Origin of the sequence: Bordetella sp. (assembly GCF_051960075.1) — a bacterium.
Lineage (GTDB): Bacteria > Pseudomonadota > Gammaproteobacteria > Burkholderiales > Burkholderiaceae_B > Bordetella.
In genome coordinates this window covers 1-18258 of the sequence record NZ_JBQCER010000030.1, presented here as the reverse complement: position 1 = coordinate 18258, position 18258 = coordinate 1, and the positions used below count along the sequence as shown (strand labels likewise).

Sequence of the window (18258 nt, the reverse complement as noted above, 5' to 3'; positions counted from 1 at the left end):
GCCTTTCACCGGCCGTGCCGGGCAATGGCGCCCCTGCGCACCGGATCGATCCGGTGCGCAGGGGCGCCATTTTCATTTTCAGGAGCAAGAGGCCATGTCCGAGAAAGCCAACCGCATCGATCTGTTCACGTTTCGCGCCGCCCCCATGCGCGCCTTTCACCTGACGTGGATGGCGTTCTTCGTCTGCTTCTTTGCCTGGTTCGCCAGCGCGCCGCTGATGCCGGTGCTTGCGCGCGAATTCGCGCTCACGCCGGGTCAAGTCGCCGACATCAACATCGCCGCCGTAGCGGCGACCATCCTGGTGCGGCTGATCGTCGGTCCCCTGTGCGACCGCTACGGCCCGCGCCGGGTCTATGCCGGTCTCATGGCGCTGGGCGCGATTCCCGTCGCGGCCCTGGCCTGTGCCACGGGGTATACCTCCGTGCTGCTTTGCCGCCTGGGCATAGGCGCCGTCGGCGCGAGCTTCGTCATCACCCAATATCACACCAGCGTCATGTTCGGGCCCAAGGTAGTGGGCACGGCCAATGCCGCCAGCGCCGGCTGGGGCAACTCGGGAGCGGGCGCGGCGCAGGCGCTGATGCCCATGCTGCTGGCCGCGTTCATGGTGCTGGGCATGCACGAGGCGTCGGCCTGGCGCCTGGCGCTGCTCGTCCCCGCGCTGGCATTGCTGATCATGGCCGCGGTGTACTGGCGCTACACCCAGGATTGCCCGCAAGGCGATTTCCTCGAACTGCGCAAGCAAGGTATCGCCATCGACGGCGGAAAGAAAACGGGCTTGGCCAGCTTCGGCGCCGCCTGCGCGAACTACCGCGTCTGGATGCTGTTCGTCACCTACGGCTGCTGCTTCGGCGTGGAGCTTTTCGTGCACACCGTGGCGGCCACGTATTACGTGAACCATTTTCATCTTTCTCTGGGCGATGCCGGTCTGGCGGCGGGCATCTTCGGCCTGCTCGCGCTGTTTGCCCGCGCCCTGGGCGGCATTCTTTCCGACAGGACGGCCAAGGGCGGCGACCTGAGCTGGCGCGCGCCGCTGCTCGCCGCGCTGCTGCTGGGCGAAGGCCTGGGCCTGCTCTGGTTCGCGCACGCGCAAAGCGCGGGCATGGCCATCGCCGCCATGGTGGTCTTCGGTCTCTTCACACACATGGCCTGCGGCGCCACCTATGCGCTGGTTCCCTTCATCGACCGCAAGGCCCTGGGCGGCGTGGCCGGCATCGTGGGCGCGGGCGGCAATGTCGGGGCGGTGGCCGCGGGCTTCGTGATGAAGGGCGTGGGCGACGTGCAGCAGACCGTGTCCATCCTGGGCGTCTTCGTGGCGTGTTCGGCGCTGTGCGCGCTCGCCGTGCGTCTGGGCGCCGGCCATCTCGCCGAGACATCGCCGCTGGCCGCGGCGCCGACGCGCTGATCCCGCCTCCCCCGAACAACGCATCGAGCATCATGGCGCAATCCACCGTAAAAACCGTCTGCCCGTATTGCGGCGTGGGCTGCGGCATGATCCTGCATGTCGATAGCGGCGAGGTCACGAAGGTCTCGGGCGACCCGGACCACCCCGCCAATGCCGGCCGGCTATGCACCAAGGGTTCGTCGGCGCACATCGCGCTGCGCGATTCGGGGCGCCTGCTCGGCGCCTACGCGCGGCGCGCGCGCGGACAGGACCCGGCGCCTATGCCCATGGACGAGGCCACGCGCGAAGCCGCGCGCCGCCTGCGCGGCATCATCGACGCGCATGGCCCCGACGCCGTGGCGTTCTATGTCTCGGGCCAGATGTCGATGGAAGCCCAATACTTGGCGAACAAGCTCGCCAAGGGCTATGTCGGAACCCGCCATATCGAATCGAATTCGCGCCTGTGCATGGCCAGCGCCGGCAGCGGCTACAAGCTCTCGCTGGGCGCGGATGCGCCGCCCGGCTCTTACGACGACTTCGACCGCGCCGACCTGTTCTTCGTCGTCGGCTCGAACATGGGCGACTGCCATCCCATCCTTTACTTGCGCATGATGAGCCGGATCAAGGCGGGCGCACGGCTCATCGTCGTCGATCCGCGCCGAACGATCACCGCCGACAAGGCGCACTTGTTCCTGCAGATACGTCCGGGCACCGATCTCGCGCTGCTCAACGGCTTGCTGCACCTGCTGCACGCGCAAGGCAGGATCGACGCGGAATTCATCGCCGAATTCACCGAAGGCTGGGAAGAGATGCCCGGCTTTCTGGCCGACTACCCGCCGGAGAAGGTCGCACGCATCACCGGCCTGGCCGAAGCCGACATCCGCAAAGCCGCGCAATGGATAGGCGACGCGCCCGAGTGGCTGAGCTGCTGGACCATGGGCCTGAACCAGAGCACCCGAGGCACCTGGCACACCAATGCACTGTGCAATCTGCACCTGGCCACGGGCAAGATCTGCCGGCCGGGCAGCGGCCCGTTCTCGCTGACGGGCCAACCCAATGCCATGGGTGGACGCGAGATGGGCTATATGGGCCCCGGCCTGCCGGGACAGCGCTCGATTCTGTCCGCCGCGGACCGGCATCATGCCGAGGCCGTATGGGGCCTGCCGGAAGGCACGCTGCGCGCAGACGCGGGACAAGGCACCATCGACCTGTTCTCGCGCATGGCCGCGGGCGATATCAAGGCCTGCTGGATCCTCTGCACCAACCCGGCGGCCTCCATGCCCAACCGTTCGAACGTCGTGGCGGGGCTGCAGGCCGCCGAGCTGGTCATCGCCCAGGACGCCTTTCTCGACACCGAGACCAATCGCTACGCCGACATCCTTCTGCCCGGCGCGCTGTGGGCCGAGGGCGACGGCGTCATGGTCAACTCCGAACGCAACCTCACCTTGATGCGGCAAGCCGTCGCGCCGCCAGGCCAGGCCTTGCCCGACTGGCGCATCATCGCAGACGTGGCCCGCGCCATGGGCTATGCCGAGGCCTTCACCTACCGCGACGCGGCCGAGGTCTTCGACGAAATCGTCCGTTTCTCCAACCCCGACACCGGCTACGACCTGCGCGGCGCCAGCCATGAAGCGCTACGGATCAGCCCCTTGCAATGGCCCGTGGCGCCCGGCGCCGGCAGCCGCAACCCCATCCGCTATCTCAACGACGGCGTGAGCCAGACGCCGCGCGTGTCGGCCGACGGCACGAAGCCTCGCCTCGCATTTCCCACGTCCAGCGGCAAGGCCCGCTTTGTTGCCGCCGGGCCGCCCCAAGGCAAAAGCGCCTCCTTGGGGGGCCGCAAGCCCGAGGGGCGCAGCGTGGGGGCTTTCCCCGCCAGGCCTCACACCGGCACGGCCGAGACCGTCTCGACGGAATATCCGCTCGTCTTGAACACCGGCCGCCTGCAGCATCAATGGCACACCCTGACCAAGACGGGCAAGGTGGCCACGCTGAACAAGCTCAATCCGTCGCCCTTCATCGAAATCCATCCGAGCGACGCCCAGACCTTGGGCATATCGACCAAAGACAGCGTCGAGATCAAGTCGGCGCGCGGCCGCGCCGTACTGCCCGCCGCGGTCACCGAGCGCGTGCTGCCCGGCACCTGCTTCGCGCCCATGCATTGGAACGATCTGTACGGCGAGGACTTGTGCGTGAACGCAGTCACGAATGACGCCGTGGACCCCGTTTCGCTGCAGCCGGAAATCAAGTTTTGCGCGGTCGCGCTCGCTCGCCTGGCGCCGTCCGGCGACAAGGCGGCCGAACAGCCCGCGGCCCCTTTGGCCGTCGAAGAACCCACGATGCCTCATATCAATACTTTCGCGGCGATACTCGCCCTGGACGATGCGCCCGTGCCCAAGCTGGCCGACGCCGAAAGGGCCTATCTGTCGGGCTTTCTGAACGGGCTGCGCAACAGCGGCGCCGACAGTCTGACCGGCCTGGTGCCCATGCTGCCGCCCAACGCGCCGTTTCCCGCCGAAAGGCGCTTGTGGCTCGACGGCTTGCTGGCCGGCCTGTTCAGCCGCGCGCCCGCGCCGCAGGCCTCGCACACGGCCGAATCGAACGCGCAGGAACGAGGCCGCGATCACGCCGCAACGCCGCGCGCGCGGCCCAGAGTGCAGTTGCTATGGGCCTCCCAGACCGGCAATGTGGAATCGCTGACGGAAGACTATGCCACCCGCCTGATGCAGGCCGGATTCGAAATCCACCTGGCCTGCATGCAGGACTGCGACGTCGGGCAACTGGCCAAGGCGCAATACGTGCTGCTGATGACCAGCACTTTCGGCGACGGCGATCCGCCGGACAACGGCAGCGCGTTCTGGAGCGGGCTGCAAGCCCAGGCCGCCGGCAGCCTGAGCGGCGTGCACTTTGCGGTGCTGGCTCTGGGCGACCGCAACTACGAACAGTTCTGCGGCCACGGCCGCAAGCTCGACGACTGTCTCGAACGCCTGGGCGCCACGCGCCTGATGGATCGCGTCGACTGCGACGCGGAGTTTTCGGCCCATGCCAGAAAGTGGCTGGATCAGGCCATCGTCCGCATCAAGGAATGCGATGCGGCGCTGCACGCCGCCGCGCCGCGCGCGCCGCAGATCGCAGCGGGAATGCCGGTGAGCAAACAGCGGCCCGCGACGTCGCGGCTCGTGTCCAATAAAAGGCGGAATCTTGCAAACGCGTCCAAAGACACGCGCTGCATCGCCTTATCGCAGCCGGCCGGCATCGAATACGAGGCCGGCGACGCGCTGGGCGTATGGCCCGCCAACTGCCCCGAGCTGGTCGATGAACTGCTCGGATTGTTGCATCTGAAGGCGCACGCCACGGTGCATCTGGATGATCTGGGCGGCATGCCGCTGGCCGATGCGCTAAAGCGCCATCTGGACATCGCCCGTCCGCATCCCCTGGCCCTGGCTTTCATCGCTGCGCGCGGCCGGCACGACACCTTGATGTCGCTGCTCGACGATGCGCGCAAGGCCGACCTCAGGCAGTGGCTAAGGGGCCGGCAGCTGGCCGACGTCCTGCGCGAGTTCCCCGTCGATATGAGCGCGGGCGAGCTCGTCTCGCTGCTGCCGCGCCTGCAGCCGCGCCTGTATTCGATCGCGTCCAGTCCGCTGGCGCATCCGGGCGAGGTACACCTGACAGTTTCCACGGTGCGTTACGACAGCGGCGGCCGCCAGCGCAAGGGGGTGGCCTCGACCTTCCTGGCCGACCGTGCCGACGACCAGGTGCCCGTGTTCGTCCAGAAGTCGCTGCACTTTCACCTGCCCGCACAGGATGACGCGCCCATCATCATGGTGGGCCCGGGCACGGGCATCGCGCCGTTCCGCGGATTCCTGCATCAACGCAAGGCCATGGGCGCGCGCGGCCGCAACTGGCTGTTCTTCGGCGAGCAGCACGAAAAAACCGATTTCTACTATCGCGACGAACTCGCCGCCATGCGCGACGAAGGCTTGCTCACCCGGCTGGATCTGGCCTTCTCGCGCGATCAGCCCGACAAGATCTATGTGCAGGACCGCATGCGCGAACGCGGCGCCGAACTATGGTCCTGGCTCGAAGACGGCGCTTACTTCTATGTGTGCGGCGATGCGCTGCAGATGGCCAGAGACGTGGACGCCATGCTCAAAACCGTGGTGGCCGAGCACGGCGGCATGCCGGCGGACAAAGCCGGCGAATACGTGGCCAGGCTGGCTCGGGAAAAACGCTACGTGCGCGACGTGTATTGACGTCGGCGCACCTCAGACTCAGCCATCCACCGGCTGCTCCGGCGTGGGCAGCGTGAGCTGGTAGAACGCCACGTCGAGCCATCGGCCGAACTTGAAGCCGGCCTGGGTGATCGTGCCCGAATGCACGAAGCCCAGCTTGCGATGCAGGGCGATGCTGCCCTCGTTGGCCGCGTCGATGGCGCCGATGATCAGGTGCACCTGATTTGCTTCGGCGCGCTCGATCAGCAGGCGCAGCAAGGTCTCGCCCAGCCCAAGGCCACGGCAACCCTTCTCGACGTAGATGGAATGCTCGACCGAATACTTGTAGGCCGGATAGGCGCGGAAGGTACCGTAGCTGGCGAAGCCCATGAGCGCGCCGTCCGCGCCTTCGATACCGATCACCGGAAACTTGCCCGCCGCCTTGGCCTGGAACCACGACACCATGTTTTCCATCGATCGCGCCTTGTAGTCGTACAAGGCGGTCGAGGTGAGGATGGCGTCGTTCAAAATGTCCAGGATGGCCTGGGCATGACGCTCGAACGTGCATTCGACGATCTTGGCGCCAAGGGCAATGAGGTTCGTATTCATGCGCGCATTGTAGTCAGGAGAAGAATTCCTTGACGCGGTCGGTCCAGGACTTGCTCTGCGGCGAATGGCGATCGCCGCCGTCGTTGAGCGAGGCCTCGAACTGCCGCAGGATGTTCTTCTGCTCATCGTTCAGGCGCACCGGCGTCTCGACCACCACGTGACAATACAGATCGCCCGGATAGGCCGAGCGCACGCCGCGTATGCCCTTGCCGCGCAGGCGGAAGGTCTTGCCCGACTGCGTGCCTTCGGGAATCGCGATCTCGGCCTTGCCGCCCAGCGTGGGCACTTGCAGGTCGCCGCCCAGCGCCGCCGTGGTGAACGGGATGGTCAGCTCGCAATGCAGATCGTCGCTGTCGCGCTGGAAGATCTTGTGCTGCTTGATGTGGATTTCGACGTACAGATCGCCCGGCGGCCCGCCGTTGATGCCCGGCTCGCCGTTGCCGGTGGAGCGGATGCGCATGCCGTCGTCGATGCCCGAGGGGATCTTGACCTGCAGCGTCTTGTTCTTGCGCACGCGGCCCACGCCGTCGCAGGCGCTGCACGGGTCGGTGATTTCCTTGCCCGTGCCGTGGCAGGTCGGGCAGGTCTGCTGCACGCTGAAAAAGCCCTGCTGCATGCGCACCGCGCCCGAACCGCTGCAGGTGCGGCAGGTCTTGGGCGTCGTGCCCGGCTTGGCGCCGGAGCCGTGGCAGGTCTCGCAGTTTTCCCAGCTGGGCACGCGAATTTCGGTGTCGAAGCCGCTGGCGGCCTGCTCGAGCGTGATCTCCAGGGCATATTTCAGATCGCCGCCGCGATAGACCTGCGGACCGCCGCCGCGCCGGCCGCCGGCACCGCCGAATATCTCGCCGAAGATGTCGCCGAACGCATCGGCAAAGCCGCCGCCCATGCCCGCGCCCCCCATGCCCGCGGCATTGGGGTCGACGCCGGCATGGCCGTAGCGATCGTAGGCGGCGCGCTTCTGCTCGTCGCTCAGGATCTCGTAGGCGTCCTTGGCTTCCTTGAATTTTTCCTCGGCCTCTTTATTGCCCGGATTGCGGTCCGGGTGATACTTCATGGCGAGCTTGCGGTAGGCCTTCTTGAGCTCGTCTTCCGTGGCGTTCTTGGCCACGCCGAGAGTGTCGTAGTAATCGCGTTTTGCCATAGCGGATTCGGTAACTTGAATAATGACCCCCGCGCTGCACCGTCGGTTTGCCGCCCCCTCGGGGGGGCGCTTTCACCTTGGAGCGGCCCGGCGGTAAAAATGCGCTCGCCCGGCAGCCTGAAAACGGCCCCGGGCGCGCTGCTTCAGTGGATATGTCCGCGCATGTGCGTGAGCAAACGCGCGAACGAATCCACCCCGCTACTTACTGGTCGCGCTTGACTTCCTTGAAGTCGGCATCGACCACGTTCTCGTCGACCGGCTTGGCGTTGTCGGCCGCCTGCTGCTGAGTCGCCTGCTGCGCGGCCTGCTGCGCCTGCGCGTCGGCATACATCTTCTCGCCCAGCTTCTGCGAGGCCTTGCCCAGGGCTTCGACCTTGGCGTCGATCTCTTCCTTGGTGCCGGTCTTGAGCACGTCTTCGAGTTCCTTGATAGCCGCCTCGATCGATTCCTTCTCGGCCGCTTCCAGCTTCTCGCCGTACTCGCCCAGCGACTTGCGCGTGGCGTGCACCAGGCCGTCGGCCTGGTTGCGGGCCTGGGCCAGTTCGGCCAGACGGTGGTCTTCGGCCGCGTTGGCTTCGGCGTCCTTCACCATGCGCTGGATCTCGTCTTCGGACAGACCCGAGTTGGCCTTGATGGTGATCTTGTTTTCCTTGCCGGTGCCCTTGTCCTTGGCGGACACGTGCAGGATGCCGTTGGCGTCGATGTCGAAGGTGACCTCGATCTGCGGCAGGCCGCGCGGCGCCGGGGGGATGCCCTCGAGGTTGAACTCGCCCAGGGCCTTGTTGCCCGCGGCGATTTCGCGCTCGCCCTGGAACACCTTGATGGTCACGGCCGGCTGGTTGTCGTCGGCAGTCGAGAACGTCTGCGAGAACTTGGTCGGGATCGTGGTGTTCTTCTGGATCATCTTGGTCATCACGCCGCCCAGGGTCTCGATGCCCAGCGACAGCGGCGTCACGTCCAGCAGCAGCACGTCCTTGCGGTCGCCCGACAGCACGGAGCCTTGAATGGCGGCGCCGGCGGCGACCGCTTCATCGGGGTTCACGTCCTTGCGCGGGTCGCGGCCGAAGAATTCCTTGACCTTGTCCTGCACCTTGGGCATGCGGGTCATGCCGCCGACCAGGATCACGTCGTCGATGTCCGAGACCTTGACGCCGGCGTCCTTGATGGCCACGCGGCAGGGCTCGATGGTGCGCTCGATCAGGTCCTCGACCAGCGCTTCCAGCTTGGCGCGCGTGATCTTCAGGTTCAGGTGCTTGGGACCCGACGCGTCGGCCGTGATGTAAGGCAGATTGATCTCGGTCTGCTGGCTCGAGGACAACTCGATCTTGGCCTTTTCGGCGGCTTCCTTCAGGCGCTGCAGGGCCAGCACATCCTTGGACAAGTCGACGCCCTGGTCTTTCTTGAACTCGGAAATGATGTAGTCGATGATGCGCTGGTCGAAGTCTTCGCCGCCCAGGAACGTGTCGCCGTTGGTCGACAGCACTTCGAACTGCTTCTCGCCGTCCACGTCGGCGATTTCGATAATGGACACGTCGAAGGTGCCGCCGCCCAGGTCATACACGGCGATCTTGCGGTCGCCCTTTTCGGCCTTGTCCAGACCGAAGGCCAACGCGGCCGCCGTGGGCTCGTTGATGATGCGCTTGACTTCGAGGCCGGCGATGCGGCCGGCGTCCTTGGTGGCCTGGCGCTGGCTGTCGTTGAAGTAGGCCGGCACGGTGATCACGGCTTCGGTGACCTCGTGGCCGAGATAGTCCTCGGCGGTCTTCTTCATCTTGCGCAGCACTTCGGCCGACACCTGCGGCGGCGCCAGCTTCTGGTCGCGGGCCTGCACCCACGCGTCGCCATTGTCGGCCTTGACGATGCTGTAAGGCATCAGGTCGATATCTTTCTGCACGGCCTTTTCTTCGAACTTGCGTCCGATCAGGCGCTTGACCGCGTACAGGGTGTTCTTGGGGTTGGTGACCGCCTGGCGCTTGGCCGGCGCACCCACCAGGGTCTCGCCATCGTCCATGTAGGCGATGATCGAGGGCGTGGTGCGGGCGCCTTCGGCGTTTTCGATGATCTTGACTTGACCGCCTTCGACGACAGCCACGCAGCTATTGGTGGTGCCCAGGTCGATACCGATGATCTTGCTCATGGAGTGCTTACCTTGATGAGTGAATACGTTGAATGGGTTGAATGCTTGGATGTCTGGTAATTAAGGGCCGATTTCTATTTTTCAAGGCATTTGGGGTTCTTTAGCCGCCGAGGCTGCCCTGCGTAATTCCGATGCTCGCCGCTTCCGCGGCTCCGGTTGGCCGGCCCCGCGCTTCGGATTCCTCCGGGATCTTCGGCTCGGACCCGTTGTTACTGCCCCGCAGAAACCACTACCAGGGCCGGGCGCAGGGTGCGGTCGGCGATGGCGTAGCCCTTTTGCAGCACCTGAACCACCGTATTGGCGGGCTGCGCGGCGGGCACCGACGAAATAGCTTGATGCTGGTGCGGGTCGAATTTGTCGCCTTGGACCGGCGCGATTTCCTTGAGCAGGTTGCGTTCGAAGGCATTGGTCAGCTGCTTGAGCGTCATTTCGACGCCTTCACGCAGCGTTTCGACCGTCTGGTCGGCCTGGGCCAGAGCGGCCTCGAGGCTGTCCTTGACGGGGACCATGCCTTCGGCAAAAGACTCGATGCTGAACTTGCGCGCCTTGCTCACGTCTTCCTGGGCGCGGCGGCGCACGTTTTCGGCTTCGGCCATGGCGCGCAATACCTGCTCCTGCTGGGCTTGCAGCGCAGCCTGAACCGACTCCAGCTCGGCGCGCAGGGTGTTCAGTTCGGTTTGCAGATCATCCTCGGGCAGGGCGCCCAGGGTAGGTTCGATCGGCTCTTGGGGTGCCGTCATGGGGACTTCTCCGGAATTGTTACGAATACCTGTTTTGCAGGTATGGGGATCGCTTTCCGGTTTTCAAGAGGCCCTCAGCCCCTTTTCGACCAGTTCCGTGAGTCCTTCCAGCCAGGCCGGATCGTCGTTGAGCGCAGAAATGTAACGAAACTGCCGCCCGCCGGCAGCCAGGAACGCTTCCCGGCCGTCCTGGTTGATTTCCTCGAGGGTCTCCAGGCAATCGGCCACGAAACCAGGGCAGACGACGTCGACGGCCGTCACGCCCTCGCCCGGCAGGGCCTGCAGGCGCGGCAGCGTGTAGGGCTCGAGCCAGCGACCGGCGCCGAAACGGCTCTGGAACGAGACCTCGATCTGATCTTCGGCCAGACCCAGACGCTGGCGCACCAGGCCGGCCGTCTCCAGACAGTGGCGGTAATAGGGGTCGCCGCGCTCGACCACCCGGCGCGGCAGGCCGTGAAAACTCATCAGCAGCTTGTCGGGTCGGCCGTGCTCCTGCCAGTAGCGCAAGATCAGGCCCGCCTGGGCATCCAGGTAGCCGGGCTGATCATAGAAATGACCGACGAAGCTCAGCCCATCCGCCAGTCCCATGCGCGCGGCTTGCGCCGTTACGGCCTCGACCGCCGTGGTCGTGGTGCTGGCCGTGTACTGCGGGTACATCGGCACGGCCAGGACGCGCCCGCAGCCGCGTGCCTGAAGCTGCGCCAGAGCCTCCGCGATGGAGGGTCGGCCGTAACGCATGGCCAACGCCACCTCGACGTCCAGGCCCCGAGCGGTGAGGCGCTGCGCCAGGCCCGCGGCCTGCCGCAGGCTATATGCCAGCAGAGGCGAGCCTTCGTCCATCCAGATGCCGGCATAGCGCGGCACGAGCCTGGCGGGCCGCTTGCGCAACACCACACCATACAAAATGGGCAGCCACAGCAGGCGCGGCAGCCCGACCACGTACGGATCGGAAAGAAACTCGGCCAGATAATCCCGGATGGCCTGCGTGGTCGGCGCTTCGGGCGTACCCAGATTGACGAGCAGCACACCCGTGCGGGCGTTCGAAGTTCGATGAGGTTGCGCGTCGGAGGTCACGGCTACTGCTACTGATTATGGCTGAGTGCGTTCGAAAGAAGGCGGGCGGTGATGTCGACGATGGGTATCACCCGCTCGTACGCCATGCGCGTGGGGCCGATTACGCCCAGCGTACCCACTACCTTCCCGTCCACCCCGTAAGGCGCAGTAATGATGGAGACGTCTTCCACCGGCATAAGCTGCGAATCGCCGCCGATGTAGATCTGAACGCCTTGCGCGCGGCTGGACATGTCCAGAAGCTGCAGCAGATCGGTTTTTTTCTCGAACAGCGAGAACATTTTGCGCAGGCGGTCCATGTCGGAAGCGATGTCGGTCACTTCGAGCAATTTGCGTTCGCCCGAGATCACCACGGTGTCGCCGTCGTCGGCCGCCTCGGTGCCCGCCTCGACGGCAGCCTCCATGAGTTTGGAGATGTCTTCGCGCAGTTGAGCCAGCTCGGTCGACAACGTGCGCCGAACCATGTCGAAGGACTTGCCCGAGAAATGTATGTTGAAGAAATTGGCCGCCTCGACCAGGTCGGCCTCGCTGTAATCGCGCTGCATGGACAGGATGCGGTTCTGCACATCGCCGTCGGGCGTGACGATGATGAGCAGCACCCGCCGATCGGAGAGGCGTATGAATTCGATCTGGCGAAACACCTGCGAACGCTTGGGCGTGAGCACCACCCCGGCAAACTGCGTGAGATTGGACAGCAGCGCCGCAGCCGCATTGACCGCGCGAACCGGCTCGGACATGGGCAGCATGTCGGCCACGTCCTGCCCGTAACCGGGTTCGTGCTGATAGGCGCGCACAGCCAGCAGGGTGTCGACGAACATCCGGTAGCCGCGGGGCGTTGGAATGCGGCCGGCCGAGGTGTGAGGGCTGTGGATCAGCCCCTGATCTTCGAGATCGGCCATGACATTGCGGATGGTGGCCGGCGACAGGTCGAACACCTTGGAAAGTGTGCGCGAACCCACCGGCTGCCCGTCGGCGATGTAGCGTTCGATAAGAGCTTTCAGCAGTGCGCTGGCACGGTCATCCATGCCCCTATTTTAGGGAAAGTTTGCGGACCGGGGTTTTTTTATCCTTGCGCGCGGTGATGCGTCCTATATCGCACCCCTATAATCGGCCCGTAGGCGTCATCGACGGAATGATAAAAGGCTCGGAACACGATGCACTTTCCCACCATCGCCCTGATCGGCAGGTACCAGGACAGCGGCCTGGACGGCCCGCTGCGCGCGCTGGCGTCGATGCTGACCCAGGCGGGCCGCAACGTGCTGATCGAAACCGACACGGCCCGCAACACCCAGGTAGGCGAATACCCGGTGGCCAGCCTCGAGGAGATCGGCAAGGCTGCCGCGCTGGCCGTGGTCATGGGCGGCGATGGCACCGTGCTGGGCGTGGCCCGGCACCTGGCCCCCTACAGCGCCCCCATCGTCGGCATCAACCACGGCCACCTGGGCTTCATCACCGACATCGCCCTGCCCGAGGCCCACACCGCCCTGGCCCAGATGCTGCACGGCAACTACCGCATCGAAGAGCGCATGCTGCTCACCGCCAGCATCTGGCGCGGCAGCCAGCAGATGTTCGCCGCCACGGCCCTGAACGACGTGGTCCTCAACCGCGCCGGCCGCGGCGGCATGATCGAAGTGCATGTCGAGCACAACGATATCTTCATGTATTCCCAGCGCGCCGACGGCCTCATCATCGCCACGCCGACCGGCTCGAGCGCCTATTCCCTGTCGGCCGGCGGCCCGTTGCTGCATCCGGGCCTGAACGCCATGGCGCTGGTACCCGTGGCCCCGCAAACGCTGTCCAACCGCCCCATCGTCATTCCCGGCGACGGCACGCTCAAGCTAACGCTTACCGGCGTCGGTCGCGACCAGAAGGGCGCCAACGTGCACTTCGACATGCAATCCTGGTCCGATCTGCAATTGGGCGATTGCATTCAGGTGCAGCGCGCGCCCTGGAACATCCGCTTCGTCCATCCACAGGGCTACAGCTATTTCTCCACCCTGCGTCGCAAGCTGAACTGGAATCTGATGCCTCAGAACGGCGAGCCCGACGCCAAGGCCGGCTAAGCCAACATCATGCTGCGTACGCTGCACATCCGCGATTTCGTCATCGTCGAACAGGCTGAAATCCACTTCGACGCGGGCTTTACCGTCTTTTCCGGCGAGACCGGCGCCGGCAAATCCATCCTTATCGACGCCCTGGCGCTGGCGCTGGGCGAACGGGGCGATGCCGGCGTGCTGCGCGAAGGCGCAGAACGCGCCGACATCACCGCGCTATTCGACACGCCCGACGCGCTGGCTGGCTGGCTGGCCGAGCGCGAGCTCGACGCCGGACCGGAACTGGCTCTGCGCCGCGTCGTCGACGCCCAAGGCCGCAGCCGCGCCTATCTCAACGGCACCCCGGTCACCGTGGCGCTGCTGCGCGAGCTGGGTGAGCATCTGGTCGACATCCATGGCCAGCATGCCCATCAAAGCCTGATGCGGCCCGACGCCCAGCGCGATCTGCTCGACGCCCACGGCGGGCATGCCGCGCTGCGTCAGTCCGTGGCGCAAGCCTGGAAACACTGGCGCGGCCTCGCCAGGCAGCTCGACGCCGCCGAGCACGATGCCGGCGCCCTGGCCGCCGAGCGCGAACGCCTGCAATGGCAGGCCGATCAGCTCGATAACCTGAACCTGGCGCCCGGCGAGTGGGATGCCCTGCAGACCGAGCAGGCTCGTCTGGCCCACGCCCAATCGCTGCGCGATGGCGCCGCGCAAATCCTCGAGGCGCTGGACGGCGAAGAAGGTTCGGCCCGCCGGCGCATCGGCCTGGCCATGCACCAGATCCAGCAGATGCTGCGCCACGACCCCAGCCTCAAGAGCCTGGGCGAAGCGCTCGAATCGGCCGGCATCGCCATCGACGAAGTCGTGTCCGACATGAACAGCTATGTCGACCGGGTCGAGCTCGACCCGCAACGCCTGGCCGAGGTCGAGGCGCGCATGGGCGCCGCCTTCGATCTTGCCCGCAAGTTCAGGGTCGAACCCGGCGACCTGCCCGCGCTGCGCGACGACCTGCATGGCCGCCTGGCCGACATGCAGGCCGCGGCCGATATCGACGCCCTGCGCAAGCGGGTCGAAGCCGCCCAGGCTCAATACGCCGAGGCGGCCGACGCGCTGTCGGCCGCGCGCCGCAAGGTGGCCAAAGACCTGGGCAAGCAGGTCAGCCAGGCCATGCAGACGCTATCCATGAAGGGCGGCGCTTTCGAAGCCGCCCTGCTCGAAGGCGCCCCGTCGGCGCTGGGCAGCGAAACCGTCGAATTCCGAGTGGCCGGCCACGCCGGCGCCACGCCGCGGCCGCTGGCCAAGGTAGCCTCGGGTGGCGAACTGTCGCGCATTTCGCTGGCGCTATCGGTCATGGCCAGCCGCGCGGCGCGCGTCCCCACGCTGATCTTCGACGAAGTCGACAGCGGCGTGGGCGGCGCGGTGGCGGAAGTCGTGGGCAAACTGCTGCGCGAGCTGGGCGAGCGCCATCAGGTTCTGTGCGTAACGCACCTGCCCCAGGTGGCCGCCTGCGGCAACGCGCACTACCAGGTCAGCAAGACGGAAAGCCGCGGCAAGACGCGCTCGGGCATTGAACTGCTGACGCCGCAAGCGCGCGTCGAGGAGCTGGCGCGCATGCTGGGCGGAATCAAGATCACCGACACCACACGCAATCACGCCAGAGAAATGCTGGGGATGGAAATCGATTCCTGAATCGCGGCAAATCACCGGGGGTTCGGTTCTCCGGCAACCGCGACGGCGCTTAGCGGCGCTTCTGGCAATTGCTGCAAATGCCGTACAGCACCATGGCGTGGCTTTCCAGGATGAACCCGTGGTCTTTGGCCACCTTGTGCTGGCGCTTTTCGATGTCGGTGTCGGTAAACTCGGTCACCGAACCGCAATTGGTACAGATCATGTGGTCGTGGTGGTCGCCGTCGTTCAGCTCGAACACGGCCTTGCCGGTGTCGAACTGGCTGCGGGCCAGGATGCCGGCTTGCTCGAACTGCGTCAGCACCCGATAGACCGTGGCCAGGCCGATTTCGACGCTCTCGCCGATGAGCGCGCGATAAACGTCCTCGGCGCTCAGGTGCCTTTGATCCGATTTACGAAAAATATCCAGGATCTTCAGGCGCGGAAAAGTGGCCTTCAGGCCCATATTCTTCAAGTCGCTCTGGTCGCTCATTTTTTGCTCATCCGCGTCGGGTTGCGATGCATGCCGTGGCTGGCCCTGCCCCAGGTTCCGGATCAGGCTTGAATTATCGGCCTGAAATCGTTGACCTGAATCGTTGACCTGAACACTTGCCCTGAAAACGTGGTCCGACGCCGCGGCTGCAGATATTTCGCTTAAGCCTTTATGATAACGGTTTTGCCTGTTCCCCCATCACTTCTTTACAGGGTCGCCAGCGTTCATGGATGCTCGCCAGTATTGCTCTACCGCCAATAACGCGTCGCCGGTCCGCGGCCGCGCGCTGCGCTACGCCCGCGCCGGCCTGGTCGCCTTCTCGCTGGCGCTCGCCCTGGCCGGCTGCAGTTCGGACAAATGGGGTTTCCCTTATCGCTCCAGCGTCCAGCAGGGCAACTGGTTGACGCAGGAGCAGGTCGCTCAGCTCAAGAAGGGCATGACCCGCGACCAGGTCCGCTTCGTGCTGGGCAGTCCCGCGCTGACCGACGTGCTGCACGCCGACCGCTGGGACTACGTCTACTACTACAAGCCCGGCAGCGGCGCCGCCGAAGAGCGCAAGTTCACCGTCTGGTTCAAGAACGATGTGCTGGATCGCTGGGCGGGCGACACGCAGCCCGACAAGCAGCCATTCCAGCTCAATAAAAAGCAGGCCGAAGAAGCCGTTCAGCGCGCCAAAGATTACGCCAACGAACTGCCCCGGCCCAATCAGCCCGGCGGAACCGGCACCGTGTCGGCTCCTACCGTCAAATAAGTCCTATCCGGAATCCCTATGCGTATCGCCATTGCTGGCGCGCGCGGCCGCATGGGCCGCATGCTGATCGAAGCTGTCCTCGAATCGCCTGATATGCAGCTGACCGCGGCGCTGGACCGCAAAGGTTCGCCGGCCCTGGGGCAAGATGCCGGCGCCTTCCTGGGCCGCGCGACAGGCGTGCCGCTTACCGACGATCTCGACGCGCTGGCCCGGGCCGACTGCCTGATCGATTTCACCCGTCCGGATCCCTCTCTCGCGCATCTGCAGGCCTGCGCACGCCACGGCGTCAAGGCCGTGCTCGGCACCACGGGCTTCGACGCGGCCGGCCATGGCGCCATCGAAGCGACCGCGCGCCAGACGGCCATCGTTTTCGCGCCCAACATGAGCGTGGGCGTCAATGCCACGCTCAAACTGCTGGATCTGGCGGCCCGCCTGCTCGCATCGGGCTACGACGTCGAGGTGTTCGAAGCCCACCACCGCAACAAGGTCGACGCGCCCTCCGGCACGGCGCTGATCATGGGCGAAACCGTGGCCAAGGCCTGGGGCAAAAAGCTGCCCGAGGTCGCAACCTGGGCGCGTCACGGCGAGACGGGCATACGCGAAACCGGCACGATCGGTTTTTCCTCGGCGCGCGGCGGCGACATCGTGGGCGAGCACACCGTGTACTTCTGCGGCACCGGCGAGCGCATCGAAATTACGCACCGTTCCAGCAGCCGCGCAACCTACGCACAGGGTTCGCTGCGCGCCGCGCGCTTTCTGGCAGACAAAAAGACCGGGCTTTACAGCATGCAGGATGTGCTGAACTGACGCGCCGGGCCTGACAGTTTCAGCCCCGCACCACGACAGGCTCGGGTTCCAGCGTCACCCCATAGCGCGCCATCACGTCGCGTTGTATGGCCGAGGCCAAGGCCATGACATCGTCTGCCGTCGCGCCGCCTCGGTTCACCAGCACCAGGGCCTGTCGGTCGTGCACGCCGGCAGGCCCGAGCGACCTGCCCTTCCACCCGCATTGATCGATCAGCCAGCCTGCCGCCAGCTTGTAGCGGCCGTCAGGCTGCGCATACGAGACCAGCCCCGGAAAGCGCGCCGCCAGTTCGTCGCGCATGCGGGCGTCGACCAGCGGATTCTTGAAGAAACTGCCGGCATTGCCGATGACGGCCGGATCGGGCAGTTTGGCGCGGCGGATGCGGCAGACCGCCTCGAACACGGCGCGAGCCGAGGGCGGCCCCCCCGCCGAAAGCCCCGCATCGCGCTGCAGATCGGGATAATCCAGCACAGGCCGCCAGGGGCGCGGCAGGGCCAGGCGCACGGAGACGATCAGCCACTCGCCCGATTGAGCATGCTTGAATGTGCTGTCGCGGTAGGCAAACCGACAGTCGGCCGCCGTCATTCGCACCATGCGGCGCTCGGGAATATGCCAGGCCTGCAGGCTGTCGAAGCGGTCGGCCAGCTCCACGCCATAGGCGCCGATGTTTTGCACCGGCGCCGCGCCGACGGTTCCGGGAATCAGCGCGAGATTCTCCAGACCGCCCCAGCCTTGGGCGATGCAGGCCGACACCACGTCGTGCCAGACTTCGCCGGCTGCGGCTTCGACGATCCAGGCATCCTCGCGCTCTTGGACCAGATGCATGCCGCGCAAGGCCACGCGCGCCACCAGACCGGGCACTTGCGGCGGCAGCACCATATTGCTGCCGCCGCCCAGGATGAGCAGAGGAGCATGGCGCCGGGTCAGATCCGACAACGCATCGAGCTGCTCGATGTGATCAAGTGCGACGCACGCTGCGGCCTGCGAAGCCAGCCCCAGCGTATTGCACGCGGCGAGGCTGCGGGATCGAGGCACGAGTTCAGGAGCCTGAAAAATTGTTGCGGCAGGCGGGTTTGACATCATGGGCGAATCATTGCTATAGTCTTTTTCTTCGCTCATGATACGCGATGCGCGGCGTGAAATGCGCAGCGCTCGTAGCGCGACATGAACATGATTGCGAAGCGATACGCGGGAATAGCTCAGTTGGTAGAG

The 18258-nt window shown here is 65.6% G+C and carries 14 protein-coding genes; 6 read left to right on the top strand and 8 right to left on the bottom strand.

Going from position 1 to position 18258, the window contains the following annotated elements:
• Positions 1-94 precede the first annotated feature (94 nt).
• Entirely contained in the window at positions 95-1402 is a 1308-nt protein-coding gene (locus ACTHJ1_RS04190; RefSeq protein WP_440188148.1) for an MFS transporter, read from the top strand.
• 32 nt (positions 1403-1434) lie between these two features.
• A complete protein-coding gene (locus ACTHJ1_RS04185) occupies positions 1435-5637 on the top strand; it encodes a molybdopterin-dependent oxidoreductase (protein WP_440188142.1) in 4203 nt (1400 codons plus the stop codon).
• 18 nt (positions 5638-5655) lie between these two features.
• Here the strand turns inward: ACTHJ1_RS04185 and ACTHJ1_RS04180 are convergent, their stop codons facing one another.
• From ACTHJ1_RS04180 to hrcA, 6 genes are all read right to left on the bottom strand, one after another.
• Positions 5656-6204: an N-acetyltransferase family protein gene (locus ACTHJ1_RS04180; protein WP_440188139.1), complete on the bottom strand. Its 549-nt coding sequence runs from the start codon at positions 6202-6204 to the stop codon at positions 5656-5658.
• A 13-nt stretch (positions 6205-6217) separates the two neighbouring features.
• The gene (gene dnaJ / locus ACTHJ1_RS04175; protein WP_440188136.1) at positions 6218-7345 is read right to left on the bottom strand and encodes a molecular chaperone DnaJ; all 1128 of its coding nucleotides are present in this window, start codon (positions 7343-7345) and stop codon (positions 6218-6220) included.
• A gap of 202 nt (positions 7346-7547) precedes the next feature.
• Positions 7548-9482, bottom strand: a complete 1935-nt coding sequence (gene dnaK / locus ACTHJ1_RS04170) for a molecular chaperone DnaK (RefSeq protein ID WP_440188133.1) — start codon at positions 9480-9482, stop codon at positions 7548-7550.
• Positions 9483-9691: 209 nt separating this feature from the next.
• Positions 9692-10222: a nucleotide exchange factor GrpE gene (grpE, locus tag ACTHJ1_RS04165; protein WP_440188130.1), complete on the bottom strand. Its 531-nt coding sequence runs from the start codon at positions 10220-10222 to the stop codon at positions 9692-9694.
• Positions 10223-10285: 63 nt separating this feature from the next.
• The gene (gene hemH, locus ACTHJ1_RS04160) at positions 10286-11296 is read right to left on the bottom strand and encodes a ferrochelatase (RefSeq protein ID WP_440188127.1); all 1011 of its coding nucleotides are present in this window, start codon (positions 11294-11296) and stop codon (positions 10286-10288) included.
• Positions 11297-11304: 8 nt separating this feature from the next.
• Positions 11305-12318 carry a heat-inducible transcriptional repressor HrcA gene (gene hrcA / locus ACTHJ1_RS04155; protein WP_440188124.1) on the bottom strand — a complete coding sequence of 338 codons (1014 nt, stop codon included), beginning with the start codon at positions 12316-12318 and terminating at the stop codon, positions 11305-11307.
• 129 nt (positions 12319-12447) lie between these two features.
• Here hrcA and ACTHJ1_RS04150 point away from each other — a divergent pair, with 129 nt between their 5' ends.
• Together ACTHJ1_RS04150 and recN are read left to right on the top strand one after the other, a co-directional pair.
• Positions 12448-13356, top strand: coding sequence for an NAD kinase (locus tag ACTHJ1_RS04150; RefSeq protein WP_440188121.1), 909 nt, complete (start codon positions 12448-12450; stop codon positions 13354-13356).
• Between the two features lie 9 nt (positions 13357-13365).
• Entirely contained in the window at positions 13366-15021 is a 1656-nt protein-coding gene (gene recN, locus ACTHJ1_RS04145; RefSeq protein ID WP_440188118.1) for a DNA repair protein RecN, read from the top strand.
• A 49-nt stretch (positions 15022-15070) separates the two neighbouring features.
• Here the strand turns inward: recN and fur are convergent, their stop codons facing one another.
• Positions 15071-15490, bottom strand: a complete 420-nt coding sequence (gene fur, locus ACTHJ1_RS04140; RefSeq protein WP_440188115.1) for a ferric iron uptake transcriptional regulator — start codon at positions 15488-15490, stop codon at positions 15071-15073.
• 226 nt (positions 15491-15716) lie between these two features.
• Between fur and ACTHJ1_RS04135 the strand changes: the two genes are divergently transcribed.
• Positions 15717-16241 (top strand): outer membrane protein assembly factor BamE, encoded by a 525-nt coding sequence (locus ACTHJ1_RS04135; RefSeq protein ID WP_440188112.1) that lies wholly within the window; start codon positions 15717-15719, stop codon positions 16239-16241.
• A gap of 18 nt (positions 16242-16259) precedes the next feature.
• Positions 16260-17048: a 4-hydroxy-tetrahydrodipicolinate reductase gene (dapB, locus tag ACTHJ1_RS04130; RefSeq protein ID WP_440188109.1), complete on the top strand. Its 789-nt coding sequence runs from the start codon at positions 16260-16262 to the stop codon at positions 17046-17048.
• A gap of 19 nt (positions 17049-17067) precedes the next feature.
• Here dapB and murB read toward each other — a convergent pair whose 3' ends face one another.
• Positions 17068-18126, bottom strand: a complete 1059-nt coding sequence (gene murB / locus ACTHJ1_RS04125; protein WP_440188145.1) for a UDP-N-acetylmuramate dehydrogenase — start codon at positions 18124-18126, stop codon at positions 17068-17070.
• Positions 18127-18258 lie beyond the last annotated feature (132 nt).

Bases quoted from the DNA above. Each gene is read 5' to 3' on its own strand.
- ACTHJ1_RS04190 (WP_440188148.1), top strand. From the start codon at position 95: ATGTCCGAGAAAGCCAACCGCATCGATCTGTTCACGTTTCGCGCCGCC.
- ACTHJ1_RS04185 (WP_440188142.1), top strand. From the start codon at position 1,435: ATGGCGCAATCCACCGTAAAAACCGTCTGCCCGTATTGCGGCGTGGGC.
- ACTHJ1_RS04180 (WP_440188139.1), bottom strand. From the start codon at position 6,204: ATGAATACGAACCTCATTGCCCTTGGCGCCAAGATCGTCGAATGCACG.
- dnaJ (WP_440188136.1), bottom strand. From the start codon at position 7,345: ATGGCAAAACGCGATTACTACGACACTCTCGGCGTGGCCAAGAACGCC.
- dnaK (WP_440188133.1), bottom strand. From the start codon at position 9,482: ATGAGCAAGATCATCGGTATCGACCTGGGCACCACCAATAGCTGCGTG.
- grpE (WP_440188130.1), bottom strand. From the start codon at position 10,222: ATGACGGCACCCCAAGAGCCGATCGAACCTACCCTGGGCGCCCTGCCC.
- hrcA (WP_440188124.1), bottom strand. From the start codon at position 12,318: ATGGATGACCGTGCCAGCGCACTGCTGAAAGCTCTTATCGAACGCTAC.
- ACTHJ1_RS04150 (WP_440188121.1), top strand. From the start codon at position 12,448: ATGCACTTTCCCACCATCGCCCTGATCGGCAGGTACCAGGACAGCGGC.
- recN (WP_440188118.1), top strand. From the start codon at position 13,366: ATGCTGCGTACGCTGCACATCCGCGATTTCGTCATCGTCGAACAGGCT.
- fur (WP_440188115.1), bottom strand. From the start codon at position 15,490: ATGAGCGACCAGAGCGACTTGAAGAATATGGGCCTGAAGGCCACTTTT.
- ACTHJ1_RS04135 (WP_440188112.1), top strand. From the start codon at position 15,717: ATGGATGCTCGCCAGTATTGCTCTACCGCCAATAACGCGTCGCCGGTC.
- dapB (WP_440188109.1), top strand. From the start codon at position 16,260: ATGCGTATCGCCATTGCTGGCGCGCGCGGCCGCATGGGCCGCATGCTG.
- murB (WP_440188145.1), bottom strand. From the start codon at position 18,126: ATGTCAAACCCGCCTGCCGCAACAATTTTTCAGGCTCCTGAACTCGTG.